Below are 13,823 nucleotides of genomic sequence, written 5' to 3'. Positions count from 1 at the left end.
GCCAGCGAACGGAGGACCCCAATGATCCACGCTACTTGCCATACCGCTGATAATGCCCGCTGCATCGAGTTCGATGCCACGCCCTGGTTCAGCGAGGCTAACGCTCCGAGCATTATCGATTTGGCCGAACGCGGATGGGCCAGCACAGCGATTGCAGATTCCCTCGAGAGCCGACGAGGATACGAACGCTTGCACGACCTCGTTGAGTATGCAGCGAAGCGACTGCAACCGGAATCCCTGGAGGACCCCACCTGGGAAACCTTCGAGTGCGTCGTCGATGGACCCGAGGCCGTAGCCTGGCTCGAGAAAAACCGGCCCGACGTTGTGGCAAGGATCCCGTAAGCTACGAGAAGCGCAGCAATGGCGACGATGATTGGCGCATCACAATGAAGCGGAAATGGCGCGCCCGAAAGGATTCGAACCTCTGACCCCGTGATTCGTAGTCACGTGCTCTATCCAGCTGAGCTACGGGCGCGTGCCGCGATGTGGGGCCAAAGCCGCCAGCACCGGATGCGTTTCGGAAACGATGTTTGCGAAAGCGGGCCATAGCTACCGGGTCGAGCCCGGCTTGGCAAGCGCCCTGAGCCGCTTATTTCACTCCCGTGACATACCCGGAAAAGACGGCTCAGGCCCGCGCGCGTTCGTTGCGGATGCTGTGCAGTTCCACCGGCCTGTCCGGAAGGCTGATCCGGAAGGTGGCGCCCAAAGTGCCTTCCACAAGGTGAATATCGCCGTCATGGGCGCGGACCAATTCGGCCGCGATCGCGAGGCCCAGCCCACTACCACCGGGGCGGGACGAGCCCTGAAATGCCTCGAACAGGTGGTCGCGCGCCCGCTGCGGAACGCCGGGGCCGGTGTCAGACACTTCGAGAATCGTGACAGCGCCTTCGCGGCGCCCGGTGATGCGGATCTGCTGCGGGGCTACGTCGCTCTGCGGCTGCCCCTCCAGCGCCTGGGCCGCATTGCGGACCAGATTGAGCAAAATGCGAAACAACTGGTCGGGATCGGCATCAATCATCAGCCCGCGCTCGATGGCGTTGACCCAGCCGATCGACACGTCGGTCGCAAGCCCGGCCGATTCGCGGACTTCGTTGACCACCGGCTCAACGAGAATCATCTTGCGATCCGGGGCAGCTTCCTGCGCGCGGCCATAAGAGAGTGTCGACTGGCAGAAGGCGATGGCGCGCTCCAGCGAGCGCATCAGCTTCGGCGCGAAGCGCTGCACGCGAGGATCCGGCACGCTGGCGAGCTGATCCGACAGCAATTGTGACGACGCAAGCAGGTTGCGCAGGTCATGATTGATCTTCGAGACCGCGAGGCCGAGCGCAGCGAGACGACTCTTCTGATGCAGCATCGAAACGAGATCGCGCTGCATGTCGGACAATTCGCGCTCCGCCACGCCGATTTCGTCGGCGCGCTGGCTCGGCACGATGATCCGCGCCGAGCTCTCGGGGTTTTCATGGAAAGCGACGAGATTGGCCGTCAAATTCCGCATCGGCCGCACGAACAGATAATGCAGCGCCAGATAGACCAGCCCGGCAGAGAGAATCGCCAATCCCAACGACACCCACAATAGATTGCTGGAGAAACGATACATCGCCTGCCGCAGCGGCAATTCATCGACCACCACTTCAATGAATTGCGCGCCGCCGGGCGCCGGCCCGATGATGCGCATCGTCTGGTCGCCGGTTTCCAGCATGACTTCGAACGCATCGACAATCGCCGACCACACCGTCATCGACCGCATATCGATGTCATGGTCGATCTGCGACGGAAGATCCGCGCTGGCGAGCAGACGGCGCTGCTGGCCCATCTTGATGGCCACCGCACGGGCGCCGATGCTGCTCAGGATCTGTCGCGACAGCGATTCCGGGACCATGCCGAGCGGCGCGGCATCCAGCACCAGTGCTGCCGTATTGGCCGCGGCCAGCCTGTCGTTCAGCCTGTTGATCCGGAAATTGGCGATCGAGGGCACATAAATGAGAATTTCGGCAATCAGCACCAGCGGAATGGTGAGCAGCAACAGCTTGCCCGACAGCCCCAGCCGTCGCATGGGGCCGAGCCTGAACGCGGGCTCGATGGGCTTTTCGCCGGCCGAAGACACAATATTGGCCTCTGATCTCACGGTCTGACGCTGAACTATCGAGAGATACGGGTCCAACGACGATTTGTTACGATGATGCTTGCGACCAGTTCTTAAATTTGTCCGCTCAGCGAACACGCTTAAGCCATAGAGCAATTTCACAACTGCCAACAACCTGAAAACACCGGGAAATTGGGATTAATCCCATGGTTCCAAGAATTTGGCGGATCAGAACACCGCTACAGGGCAACATTGACGAAAACAGGACGCTCCCGTATAAGCCCGCCAACTGTCCGCGATGACCCGGTTTTAGATCGGGTGCGGCTCGTCTTTGGGCCGGAAATGGCTCGTTGAGCCAACATCTTAGGACTTACCTCAAATTACTCGGCGAATTGCCCGGTCAGCGGAGAACGACCCGTGAAGCGGACTTATCAACCCAGCAAATTGGTGCGCAAGCGCCGTCACGGCTTCCGCGCTCGCTTGGCGACCGTTGGCGGCCGCAAGGTTCTGGCTGCGCGCCGCGCACGTGGCCGCAAGCGCCTCAGCGCCTGATCGGATCTCTTCCGAGAGTTCATCATGGACCGGTTACGGCAGCGGGCGGACTTTCTCGCCGCTGCCAATGGGCCGCGGGTGAACAGCCCTGCCTTTGTGATGCAAACCCGGCGACGTGACGACGACGGCCCGATCAGGGTCGGCTTTACCGTGACCAAAAAAAACGGAACCGCCACCGAGCGGAACCGTATCCGACGCAGGCTTCGCGAACTGGTGAAGCGCGTCGATGTCTTATCCATGCGACCCCACAGCGATTATGTGCTAGTCGGCCGTCGTGTCGCGCTCCAACGCGATTTCACGATGATGCTCGACGACCTCCGCTCGGCGCTGCACCGCCTCGATCGGCAATCTTCTAAGACGCAATCTTCTAAAACCAGCGTGACCTGACGCTTTCAGCCTGCGACAAGCGCGCAGCCGGAAGCGAGAGCCGCACCCGCATTTGAATGACGAGACCTGAACGATGACCGACAATCGCAACACCATCATTGCCGTCATTCTGTCCGGCCTGGTGCTGATCGGCTGGCAATATTTCTACAACATCCCGCAGATGGAGAAGCAGCGCGCACAGACCGCGACGCAGACCCAGCTCGCCAACCCGACCGCACAGCCAAACGCCACGCCCGGCAGCACGACGCCGACCGCGAATTCCACCGCCGCAGGCGGCGCACCCACGAATGTGGCGCCGGCCAACGCTCCGATCGTCAGCCGCGATAGTGCCATTGCCGCGTCGCAGCGCGTCAAGATCGACACGCCGCGCATCTCCGGCAGCATCGCGCTGAAGGGCGCGCGCCTCGACGATATCTCGCTGACCAAGTTCCGCGACACCGTGGATCCGAAGTCGCCGGCGATCGTGTTGTTCTCCCCCTCCGGCACTGCCGCGCCTTATTATGCCGAGTTCGGCTGGGTCGCCGCCGCCGGTGCAAACACCAAGATTCCCGACCAGAACACCCAGTGGCAGCAGGAAGGCTCCAACGCCCTGACGCCGACCACGCCTGTCGTGCTCAAGTACAACAACGGCGACGGCCTGACTTTCACCCGCACCATCTCGATCGACGACCGTTATCTGTTCTCGGTCAAGGATGACGTCAGCAATATCGGCAACGCGCCGGTGACGCTGTATCCCTTCGCGCTGATCTCGCGCCACGGCACGCCGCATGTCGAAGGCTATTACATCCTGCATGAAGGCCTCGTCGGCTATCTCGGCGACCAGGGCCTGCAGGAATACGGTTACAAGAAGATCGACGAAGCCAAGGCGGTGAATTTCAAGGTCACCAATGCCTGGCTAGGCATCACCGACAAATACTGGGCTTCGGCACTGCTGCCCGACACCAATGCGCAGCTGCAGGCCCGTTTCTCATCGAACCTGACCGGCACCCAGCGGACCTACCAGACCGACTATCTGCAGGACGCGCAGACCATCGCCATCGGCGGCACCGGCACGGCCAATGCCCGCCTGTTCGCCGGCGCCAAGGAAGCGGCCACTGTCGGCATCAACTTCCCGCTGGCGGTTGGCCTCGGCGGCTACAATCAGGCGCTCGGCCTCAACCACTTCGACCTTCTGATCGACTGGGGCTGGTTCTACTTCATCACCAAGCCGATGTTCCTGGCGCTCGACTGGTTCTTCCACCTGTTCGGCAACTTCGGCATCGCCATTCTGCTGGTGACGGTGCTGGTGAAGATCATCTTCTTCCCGCTGGCCTCGAAGTCCTACGCCTCGATGGCGAAGATGAAGGCCGTGCAGCCGCAGCTGGCGGCGCTCAAGGAGCGCTTCCCTGACGACAAGATGAAGCAGCAGCAGGAGATGATGGAGATCTACAAGAAGGAGAAGATCAACCCGATCGCCGGTTGTCTTCCCGTCATGTTGCAGATCCCGGTGTTCTTCTCGCTCTACAAGGTTCTGTTCGTCACCATCGAAATGCGCCACGCGCCGTTCTTTGGCTGGATCAAGGATCTGTCGGCGCATGATCCGACCAATCTCTTCAACCTGTTCGGCCTGATCCCCTTCGATCCGACGACGATTCCGGTGTTCGGTCACTACCTCGCGCTCGGCATCTGGCCGATCATCATGGGCATCACGATGTGGTTCCAGATGAAGCTGAATCCGACACCGCCGGATCCGACGCAGAAGATGATCTTCGACTGGATGCCGCTGATCTTCACCTTCATGCTGGCCGGCTTCCCGGCTGGTCTCGTGATCTACTGGGCTTGGAACAACACCCTCTCGGTGCTGCAGCAGGCCTACATCATGAATCGCAACGGCGTGAAGGTCGAACTGTTCGACAACGTGAAGTCGACCTTCGCGAAAAAGCCGGCTGAAAAGAAGACGTAACCCTTGGAGCCCTCATCCTGAGGAGCGGCCACTTGGCCGCGTCTCGAAGGACGAGGGCGGGGCGCTCATGGTTCGAGACGGCGCTTGCGCGCCTCCTCACCATGAGGGCCGGAGCAGCACAGAAAGCCACTTCGCATGACCACTGACACCGATGCGAAGCTGATCGAACAGGGCCGCCTGCTTTTTGCAGGCGAATGGACGTTCATCTGGGCCTCGCCCTCGATCGAGACGCTGCCGCCAATGGCAGGGATGGAAGTTGCCTTTGCCGGACGCTCCAATGTCGGCAAATCCAGCCTGATCAACTCCCTGACCGGGCGCAACGCGCTGGCGCGGACCTCGCATACGCCGGGCCGCACACAGGAGCTGATCTTCTTCGAAGGTCCTGATGGCTCCGACTTCCGGCTCGTCGATATGCCCGGCTACGGCTATGCCTCGGCGCCAAAGGTCAAGATCGCGTCCTGGACCAAGCTGATCTACAATTTCCTCCAGGGCCGGGCGAGCCTCGCGCGCGTCTACGTCCTGATCGACTCCCGGCATGGCCTGAAGGATGTCGACCTCGACGTGCTCAAGTCCCTCGATCGCTCGGCGGTCAGCTACCAGATCGTGCTGACCAAGGCTGATCAGGTGAAGAAGAGCGAACTCGACAAGACCCTCGAAGAGGTCCGCACCGAGTTGCGGACTCATCCGGCAGCCTTTCCGGACGTGCTGGTTACATCGTCGCGCACCGGTGACGGCATGGCCGAATTGCGGGCTGCAATGGTCCGCCTGTTGAACGAGCGCAACTGATGACCCGCTTTAGCCTGTTTCGCATTCTTGTCATCCTGGCTGGCGTGATGGGCGCCGACGGCGTCATTCTCGCCGCCGCTTCGGCGCATCAGCCGGACGCGACGCGGCTGGCCTCGGCCTCCTCGATGCTGCTGTTTCATGCCGCCGCCATTCTCGGTGCCGTCGCCCTGATCGAGCGCGGCGTCGCCCATCTGCAGATCGGCCTGACAGCTGCGTTCGGCTTCGTCATTGCTGCCGCGATCTTCGCCGGCGACCTGACCCTGCGCCAATATGTCGGTCACGGCTTGTTCACAATGGCCGCGCCGACCGGCGGCACCCTGCTGATCCTGAGCTGGCTGGCGCTGGCGGTATCCGCAGCCTGGCCGCGCCCCGCCTGACGCCGGGCCACTGGACAGAGCAGCGATGCTTTGCGCGGCGGCAATCAATCGGCTAGAACGCGCCGCAGATTGCTCACCGTGAGATCCGCTTCATGACCGACGCGCCCATCATCAGTGCTCTCGACCAGGCCCGCATCCTGTCGGAGGCGCTGCCCCACATGCAGCAATATGACGAAGAGACGATCGTCATCAAATATGGCGGGCACGCCATGGGCGCCGAGGATACGGCCCGCGCATTTGCCCGCGATATCGTCCTCTTGGAGCAGACCGCCATCAATCCGGTGGTTGTGCATGGCGGCGGCCCGCAGATCGCGCAGATGCTGCAGCGTCTCGGCATCAAATCGGAATTCGCCGCCGGATTGCGCATCACCGATGCGGCGACCATCGAGATCGTCGAGATGGTGCTGGCAGGCTCCATCAACAAGCAGATCGTCAGCTACATCAACGAAGCCGGCGGCAAGGCCGTTGGTCTCTGCGGCAAGGACGGCAACATGGTCACCGCGTCGAAGGCGACGCGCACCATGGTCGATCCCGATTCGAACATCGAGAAGGTGGTCGATCTCGGCTTTGTCGGCGAGCCGGAAAAAGTCGACCTCACGTTGCTGAACCAGCTGATCGGCTATGAGCTGATCCCGGTGCTGGCGCCGCTCGCAGCAAGCAAGGACGGCAAGACCTTCAACGTCAATGCCGACACCTTTGCCGGCGCCGTCGCAGGCGCGCTGAAGGCCAAGCGCCTGCTTCTGCTCACCGACGTGCCGGGCGTGCTCGACAAGTCGAAGAAGCTGATCCCGGAACTGTCGATCAAGGATGCCCGCAAGCTGATCGCTGACGGCACGATTTCCGGCGGCATGATCCCGAAGGTCGAGACCTGCATCTATTCGCTCGAACAGGGCGTCGAAGGCGTCGTCATCATCGACGGCAAGACTCCCCATGCCGTGCTGCTCGAACTCTTCACCAATCAGGGCACGGGCACACTGATCCACAAGTGATGGACACACCACACCACACGTCGTCATGGCCGGGCTTGTCCCGGCCATTCGCGTCTGGCTGGTGGGCGCGAAAAACATCGTTGACGCTTCTCGCCAGCATCATCTGGCTATTTGCCAGCACGGCCGCCCGCGCCGATCTCAAGCTTTGCAACCGCATGAGTTATGTCGTCGAAGCCGCCATCGGTATCGACGACAAGAGCGCTACCGCGACGCGCGGCTGGTTTCGCATCGATCCCGCGCAGTGCCGCGTCGTCGTACAGGGAACGCTGACGGCCGACCGTATCCTGCTGCATGCCCGCGCGCTCAGCATCTACGGCGCCTCGCCCGTAGCGCAGAACGGCACCGACAACCTGTGCATCGCGCCGGATAACTTCGTGATCGCCGCTGCCCGGCAATGCCGCGCCGGGCAGTCACAGGTGCCGTTCACGATGATCAAGCCGACGCAGACCGACGACGGCAACATGGTCGCCTATCTCGCCGAAGACAGCGAATATGACGACGAACAGGCCAAGCTCGCCGCGATCCAGCGCCTGCTGGTGATCGCCGGTTACGACGCCGCGCCCATCGACGGCGTGGATGGGCCGAAGACCCAGAGCGCGCTCTCGTCCTTCCTCAAGAGCCGTAGTCTTGCTGCCGATGTGGTTTCAACGCCGAATTTCTTCGAGACAATGATCGCCGCCGTGCAGGCGCCCTCCGCAACAGGCCTCACCTGGTGCAACGACACGTCCTACAAGGTGATGGCGTCAGTCGCGACCGATGATGGCAAGGGCGTTGTCAGCCGCGGCTGGTATCGCATCGAACCAGGCAAATGCCTGCGACCGGATGTTGTCGGCCAACCCCGCCAGATCCTCAGTTTCGCCGAGGCCGTCGACGACAATGGCCGCGGCATCAAGCTCAACGACAAGCCGCTAAACTGGGGTGGCGTTCGCATGCTGTGCACGCGCGAGAGCAAATTCGAGATTCGCGACCACAACGACTGCAATACTCGCGGCCTCACCAGCGCCGGCTTCGCTATCGTCGACATGTCGGGCGGCGGCAGGACGCTGCGCTTTGCGACGCCGTGACGACCGGACAACAGAGACAATCAATGACCCTGCCGACCAAATCGCCCCGTGCCTTCAACCATGTCGAGACATGGGTGTTCGATCTCGACAACACGCTGTATCCGCACCACGTGAACCTGTGGCAGCAGGTCGATGGCAAGATCCGCGACTTCGTCGCGAACTTCCTCAGGATTTCGCCCGACGCGGCCTTCAAGGTTCAGAAGGATTATTACAAGCGCTACGGCACCACCATGCGCGGCATGATGACCGAGCACGGCGTCCGCGCCGACGACTTTCTGGCTTTCGTCCACGAGATCGATCACTCGCCGCTGGAGCCCAATCCGGTGATGGGCGCCGCCATCGCACAACTACCAGGCCGCAAACTGATCCTGACTAATGGTTCGGTCGCCCATGCCGGCGCCGTGCTGGAGCGCCTCGGTTTCGCCGATCAGTTCGAGGCTATCTTCGACATCATCGCCGCCGATCTGGAGCCGAAGCCGGCTCAGCAGACCTATGACAAGTTTCTTCGCCTGCACGGCGTCGATCCCTCCAAGGCCGCCATGTTCGAGGACCTGTCACGCAACCTCGTGGTGCCGCACAAACTCGGCATGACGACCGTGCTGATCGTGCCCGACGGCGCCAAGGAGGTCGTCCGCGAGGACTGGGAGCTGGAAGGCCGTGACGACGACCATGTCGATCACGTCACCGACGATCTGACCGGGTTTCTGGCGGCGCTGAACGCGACGCGCTAGGGCGGGATGTGCGGGCGCGTCTTGACTCTCCCCGGCCGAATCCCGACAAAAGCTCCAAGAAATCACCTTTTACCCACGATCTGCCCAAGGAAACCGCGATGTCGCTGACCGCCCTCGAATCCACCATCAATGCCGCCTTCGACGCGCGCGATAACGTCAACGCTGCGACCAAGGGTGAAATCCGCGACGCCGTCGATCAGGCGCTGAACCTGCTCGACAAGGGCGAGGCCCGCGTCGCCGTCCGCGCCGACGACGGCAAGTGGACCGTCAATCAGTGGCTGAAGAAGGCCGTGCTGCTGTCGTTCCGCCTCAATGACATGGCGCAGATCTCTGGTGGTCCCGGCGGCGCGGCCTGGTGGGACAAGGTGCCCTCGAAGTTCGAGGGATGGGGCGACAACACCTTCCGCGACGCCGGCTTCCGCTCTGTACCGGGCGCTATCGTGCGCAAGTCCGCCTTCATCGCCAGGAACGTCGTGCTGATGCCGTCTTTCGTCAATCTCGGCGCCTATGTCGATGAGAGCTCCATGGTCGACACCTGGTCGACGGTGGGCTCCTGCGCCCAGATCGGCAAGCGCGTGCACATTTCGGGCGGCGTGGGCATCGGCGGCGTGCTGGAGCCGCTGCAAGCGGGCCCGGTGATCATCGAGGACGACTGCTTCATCGGCGCCCGCTCGGAAGTCGCTGAAGGCGTGATCGTGCGCAAGGGCGCGGTGCTGGCCATGGGCGTCTTCCTGGGCGCATCGACCAAGATCGTCGATCGCGAAACGGGCGAAGTGTTCGTCGGCGAAGTGCCGGAATATGCGGTGCTGGTCCCCGGCAACCTGCCCGGCAAGCCGATGAAGAACGGCCAGATCGGCCCCTCCACCGCCTGCGCCGTGATCGTGAAGCGTGTCGACGAGCGCACCCGCTCCAAGACCAGCATCAACGAGTTGCTGCGCGACTGATTGTCGTTCGGACCGGTTTGCGCGTAGCATCGCGCAGACCGGACCGATCCGTTGACCTGGGGGCTGCCATGGACTGGACCACGCTGCTTTTCAGCTTCAAGGGACGGATCAACCGCGGCAAATACTGGCTCGCGATCCTGATCTACATAGTGGCCTGGATCGCCTTCGTGGCTGCTGCCGTGATGTGGCTCGGCGGCTTTGACACCGATCGCCTGTTCAGCATGGTCGGCGGCGCGTTGCTGCTGTGGCTGGCCGCCATTGTCCTCATCACCGCCGGTACATGGTCCGGCATCGCCACCGGCATCAAGCGGCTGCATGACCGCGAGAAGAGCGGATGGTGGATCCTGGTGTTCTGGCTTGGGCCGAGCGTCCTCAGCGGCATCGGCAGCACCAGCAGCGCGAGCACCAGCTTCGTCTTTCATATCGCCAGCTTCGCCGTGACCATCTGGGCCATCGTCGAACTGGGCTTCCTGCGCGGCACCGCCGGGCCGAACGAATACGGTCCCGATCCGCTTGCCGCGCTTGCCACTGCACCAAGGGTCTGATGTCCACCGACGCTCTCTCCATCGCTCAAGATCTTCTCCGCTGCCCCTCAGTCACTCCTGCTGACGCCGGCGCCCTCGGCGTGCTCGAGAGCCTGCTGACGTCGGCCGGCTTCGAAGTCCATCGCGTCACCTTCAGCGAGGAAGGCAGCGCCGACATCGAAAACCTCTATGCCCGTATCGGGACTTCCGCGCCGCATATCTGTTTTGCTGGCCATACCGACGTGGTGCCGCCCGGTGATGAAGCGGCGTGGACCCATGGCGCTTTCTCCGGCGACGTGACGAACGGCCTGCTCTACGGCCGTGGCGCGGTGGACATGAAGGGTGGCATCGCCGCGTCAGTCGCCGCCGTGCTGGACTATCTGGCCGCGAATGACGGCAAGCCGCAAAAGGACGGCGGCGGTTCGATCTCCTTCCTGATCACCGGCGACGAAGAAGGCATTGCCGTCAATGGCACCGTGAAGCTGCTGCAATGGGCGGCCGAGCGTGGCGAAAAATTCGATCATTGCATCGTCGGCGAGCCTTCGAATGTCGAGGAGATGGGCGACACCATCAAGATCGGCCGCCGCGGCTCGCAATCCGGCACGTTGGTCGTCGATGGCGTGCAGGGCCATGTCGCCTATCCGCATCGCGCATCGAATCCGGTACCGGATATCGCCGCGTTGATCACAGCGCTGAGCAGCGATCCGCTCGATCAGGGCAATGCGCAGTTTCAGCCGTCCAATCTCGAATTCACCTCGGTGGATGTCGGCAACAAGGCGACCAACGTCATCCCCGCGCAAGCGCGGGCGAAGTTCAACATCCGCTTCAACGACCATCACACGCAGGCGTCATTGCGCGACCTGATCGATGCACGCGTCGCAACTGCCGCCGGCAATCGCATTCGCGCGCATGTGATCTGGGAGCCGAGCAATTCGGACAGCTTCGTCACAAAGCCCGGCGCATTTACCGATACGGTCGTCGCCGCGATCAAGGATGTCACCGGTCGCATACCGGATCTCAACACGGGCGGCGGAACCTCGGATGCGCGCTTCATCAAGAACTACTGCCCGGTGATTGAATTCGGCCTGGTCGGGCAGACCATGCATCAGATCGACGAACACACGAAGGTTGCCGATCTGGAGAAGCTCACCCAAATCTATCGTGGCGTGCTGGATCGGTATTTCGCATGAACGGCAAGATTCTCGTCCTCACCGCGCTCGAAAGCGAGCTCGACAAATCACGCGCGCCTGCCGAGATCGAGGTGATTTTCACCGGCGTCGGCAAGATCAACACCACGATCGCAACGCTTCAGGCGGTGCAGGCCATGCAGCCCAAGCTCGTCGTGAACTACGGCACCGCCGGCAAGCTAAACACCAAACTCAACGGCCTCGTCGAGGTCAGCGACGTGATCCAGCGCGACATGAATGCCGAGCCGTTGGCGCCGCGCGGCCGCACGCCCTTTGCGCCCGATCTCGACCGCCTGGTCTCGGGCCAGCGCGGCGTGATCTGCGGCAGTGGTGACAGTTTCGTCACCTCCACCGATCCTTGGCTGGTGTCGAACAATGTCGATATCGTCGATATGGAACTGTTTGCCATCGCGCAGGTCTGCCTGCGCCACGGCATTCCCTGGCGCGCCTTCAAGTTCATCACCGACGACGCCAATGATTTTGCGCATGAGCATTGGACGGCGAATGTCGCGAATGGACAGGATCTGTTCTGGAACGCGATGAAGGGCGTAAAGGTCTAGTAGTCGACCTTTACCAGATACAGCCCATCCGGCGGCGCCACGATGCCGCAGGCGCTGCGGTCCTTCGCGGCAAGCGCCGCAGCCAGATCGTCCGGCGTCCAGCGGCCGTTGCCGACCCAGACCAGTGAGCCAACCATCGAGCGCACCTGGCTGTGCAGGAACGAGCGTGCGGAGGTCGTGATAGTGATCGCCTCACCGTTCTGCACCACATCGAGCTGATCGAGCGTGCGGATCGGCGACTTGGCCTGGCATTCGGTATCGCGAAAGGTCGTGAAGTCGTGTCGACCGAGCAAACGCTTCGCAGCCTCGCTCATGGCAGCGACATCGAGCGGGCGCGGCACGCGCCAGACCCGGCCGGCATCGACGGCGAGGTTCGCGCGGCGATAGGTGATGCGATAGACATAGTGGCGTTTGATGGCCGAGAACCGCGCCTCGAAATCATCCGGCACGATATCAGCCGACAGCACGCCGACCGGGTGTGGCCGCAGATGGGCATTCATGCCATCGCGAAAGCGACCCGGCACCAGCACTTTCGGCACGTCGCAATGGGCGACCTGGCCGAGCGCATGGACGCCGGCATCGGTGCGACCGGCGCCATGGACGCGGATCGGCTCGCCGCAAATGGCCTCGGCGGCACGCTCCAGCGCGCCCTGTACGGTCAGCGTCGCGTTGGCCTGCACCTGCCATCCGGAAAATGGCGCGCCGTCATATTCGATGATCATCTTGTAGCGCGGCATCAGCCCACCTGCAGAGGCGGCTTCAGCGGCGTGCCACGCAGAAATTCACTGGCCTTCATCGGCTGCTTGCCGGCGCGCTGCAGATCGATGATGCGGATCGCGCCCTCGCCGCAGGCGATGGTGAGCTGATCGTCGATGATCTCGCCGGGCGCGCCCGCGCCCTTTGCAAGCTCGCAGCGCAGAACCTTCACGCGCACCGCCTCGCCCTCGATCGGCACTTCGCACCACGCGCCGGGAAACGGCGACAGGCCATGACAATGCCGAAGCACGTCGCGCGCCGGCTTCGACCAGTCGATCTTGGCCTCGGCCTTGTCGATCTTGGCCGCGTAGGTGACGCCGTCTGCGCTCTGCGGGGTCAGGCTCAGCCGTCCCCTTTCCAGCGCACCCATGGCCCGCACCATCAAGTCGGCACCAAGCGGCGCCAGCGCATCGTGCAGGTCCAGCGCCGTCATCGCATCGGTGATCGCCAGCCGCTCGGCCATGGCGACATCGCCGGTGTCGAGACCGACATCCATCTTCATCACCATGACGCCGCTCTCGGCGTCGCCTTCCATGATCGCGCGATTGATCGGCGCCGCACCGCGCCAGCGCGGCAACAGCGAGCCGTGCAGGTTGAAGCAGCCGAGCGGCGGCACATCGAGAATGTTCTGCGGCAGGATCATGCCATAGGCGACGACGACCGCAGCCTCGGCCTCATGCGACCGGAACTCGACTTCCGCCTCCGGCGTCCGCAGCGTTTTCGGCGTGAAGACGGGAATGCCGAGCCGTTCCGCCTCGCGCGCCACGGGCGTCGGCTGCAGCTTCATGCCACGGCCGGCGGGCTTTGCTTCGCGGGTATAGACCGCCACGATCTCATGGCCGTGGGCCACGAGTTCGAGCAGCGTCGGCACCGCGAAATCCGGCGTGCCCATGAAGATCAAACGAAGCGACATAGGTCGGAGCCGATCTGTTGCAGCGTTG

At 62.7% G+C, this 13,823-nt stretch carries 16 protein-coding genes and 1 tRNA gene; 13 read left to right on the top strand and 4 right to left on the bottom strand.

All coding sequences use genetic code 11. The features are described from left to right. The first annotated feature begins 21 nt into the window (after positions 1 to 21). The gene (locus AB8B20_RS24010; RefSeq protein ID WP_439073353.1) at positions 22 to 342 is read left to right on the top strand and encodes a hypothetical protein; all 321 of its coding nucleotides are present in this window, start codon (positions 22 to 24) and stop codon (positions 340 to 342) included. A 56-nt stretch (positions 343 to 398) separates the two neighbouring features. Here AB8B20_RS24010 and AB8B20_RS24005 read toward each other — a convergent pair. After that, positions 399 to 475 (bottom strand) — tRNA-Arg (locus AB8B20_RS24005). Between the two features lie 150 nt (positions 476 to 625). Beyond that, positions 626 to 2,053, bottom strand: a complete 1,428-nt coding sequence (locus AB8B20_RS24000) for an ATP-binding protein (RefSeq protein ID WP_089263645.1) — start codon at positions 2,051 to 2,053, stop codon at positions 626 to 628. A 447-nt stretch (positions 2,054 to 2,500) separates the two neighbouring features. Here AB8B20_RS24000 and rpmH point away from each other — a divergent pair, with 447 nt between their 5' ends. From rpmH to AB8B20_RS23940, 12 genes are all read left to right on the top strand, one after another. Next, positions 2,501 to 2,635, top strand: coding sequence for a 50S ribosomal protein L34 (gene rpmH / locus AB8B20_RS23995; RefSeq protein ID WP_011471298.1), 135 nt, complete (start codon positions 2,501 to 2,503; stop codon positions 2,633 to 2,635). A 24-nt stretch (positions 2,636 to 2,659) separates the two neighbouring features. Next, positions 2,660 to 3,022: a ribonuclease P protein component gene (gene rnpA, locus AB8B20_RS23990; RefSeq protein WP_089262790.1), complete on the top strand. Its 363-nt coding sequence runs from the start codon at positions 2,660 to 2,662 to the stop codon at positions 3,020 to 3,022. A gap of 73 nt (positions 3,023 to 3,095) precedes the next feature. Further along, positions 3,096 to 4,964, top strand: a complete 1,869-nt coding sequence (gene yidC / locus AB8B20_RS23985; protein WP_093759796.1) for a membrane protein insertase YidC — start codon at positions 3,096 to 3,098, stop codon at positions 4,962 to 4,964. 135 nt (positions 4,965 to 5,099) lie between these two features. After that, positions 5,100 to 5,750 (top strand): ribosome biogenesis GTP-binding protein YihA/YsxC, encoded by a 651-nt coding sequence (gene yihA / locus AB8B20_RS23980; RefSeq protein WP_120288259.1) that lies wholly within the window; start codon positions 5,100 to 5,102, stop codon positions 5,748 to 5,750. Beyond that, positions 5,750 to 6,127 (top strand): DUF423 domain-containing protein, encoded by a 378-nt coding sequence (locus tag AB8B20_RS23975; protein ID WP_439065794.1) that lies wholly within the window; start codon positions 5,750 to 5,752, stop codon positions 6,125 to 6,127. Before yihA ends, AB8B20_RS23975 begins: the two co-directional genes overlap by 1 nt. 92 nt (positions 6,128 to 6,219) lie before the next feature. After that, positions 6,220 to 7,116 (top strand): acetylglutamate kinase, encoded by an 897-nt coding sequence (gene argB / locus AB8B20_RS23970; protein WP_068732793.1) that lies wholly within the window; start codon positions 6,220 to 6,222, stop codon positions 7,114 to 7,116. An 80-nt stretch (positions 7,117 to 7,196) separates the two neighbouring features. After that, positions 7,197 to 8,180: a DUF1036 domain-containing protein gene (locus AB8B20_RS23965; protein ID WP_439073354.1), complete on the top strand. Its 984-nt coding sequence runs from the start codon at positions 7,197 to 7,199 to the stop codon at positions 8,178 to 8,180. A 23-nt stretch (positions 8,181 to 8,203) separates the two neighbouring features. Next, positions 8,204 to 8,911: a pyrimidine 5'-nucleotidase gene (locus AB8B20_RS23960; RefSeq protein WP_439073355.1), complete on the top strand. Its 708-nt coding sequence runs from the start codon at positions 8,204 to 8,206 to the stop codon at positions 8,909 to 8,911. Positions 8,912 to 9,009: 98 nt separating this feature from the next. Beyond that, positions 9,010 to 9,855, top strand: coding sequence for a 2,3,4,5-tetrahydropyridine-2,6-dicarboxylate N-succinyltransferase (gene dapD / locus AB8B20_RS23955; RefSeq protein WP_439073356.1), 846 nt, complete (start codon positions 9,010 to 9,012; stop codon positions 9,853 to 9,855). A gap of 68 nt (positions 9,856 to 9,923) precedes the next feature. After that, positions 9,924 to 10,400 carry a DUF805 domain-containing protein gene (locus AB8B20_RS23950; protein WP_093759806.1) on the top strand — a complete coding sequence of 159 codons (477 nt, stop codon included), beginning with the start codon at positions 9,924 to 9,926 and terminating at the stop codon, positions 10,398 to 10,400. Further along, positions 10,400 to 11,569 carry a succinyl-diaminopimelate desuccinylase gene (gene dapE, locus AB8B20_RS23945; RefSeq protein WP_439073357.1) on the top strand — a complete coding sequence of 390 codons (1,170 nt, stop codon included), beginning with the start codon at positions 10,400 to 10,402 and terminating at the stop codon, positions 11,567 to 11,569. The genes AB8B20_RS23950 and dapE overlap by 1 nt, the downstream gene beginning before the upstream one ends. Further along, a complete protein-coding gene (locus AB8B20_RS23940; protein WP_439073358.1) occupies positions 11,566 to 12,126 on the top strand; it encodes a phosphorylase family protein in 561 nt (186 codons plus the stop codon). The genes dapE and AB8B20_RS23940 overlap by 4 nt, the downstream gene beginning before the upstream one ends. Here the strand turns inward: AB8B20_RS23940 and truA are convergent. Both truA and fmt read right to left on the bottom strand, forming a co-directional pair. Then, positions 12,123 to 12,863: a tRNA pseudouridine(38-40) synthase TruA gene (gene truA, locus AB8B20_RS23935; RefSeq protein WP_439073359.1), complete on the bottom strand. Its 741-nt coding sequence runs from the start codon at positions 12,861 to 12,863 to the stop codon at positions 12,123 to 12,125. The genes AB8B20_RS23940 and truA overlap by 4 nt on opposite strands. Further along, the gene (gene fmt, locus AB8B20_RS23930) at positions 12,863 to 13,795 is read right to left on the bottom strand and encodes a methionyl-tRNA formyltransferase (protein WP_439073360.1); all 933 of its coding nucleotides are present in this window, start codon (positions 13,793 to 13,795) and stop codon (positions 12,863 to 12,865) included. Before fmt ends, truA begins: the two co-directional genes overlap by 1 nt. Between the last annotated feature and the right edge of the window lie 28 nt (positions 13,796 to 13,823).

The sequence above is a fragment of the Tardiphaga sp. 866_E4_N1_4 genome (assembly GCF_052076075.1).
GTDB classification, from domain to species: Bacteria; Pseudomonadota; Alphaproteobacteria; order Rhizobiales; family Xanthobacteraceae; genus Tardiphaga; species Tardiphaga robiniae.
This window is presented reverse-complemented; position numbering and strand designations above follow the sequence as displayed.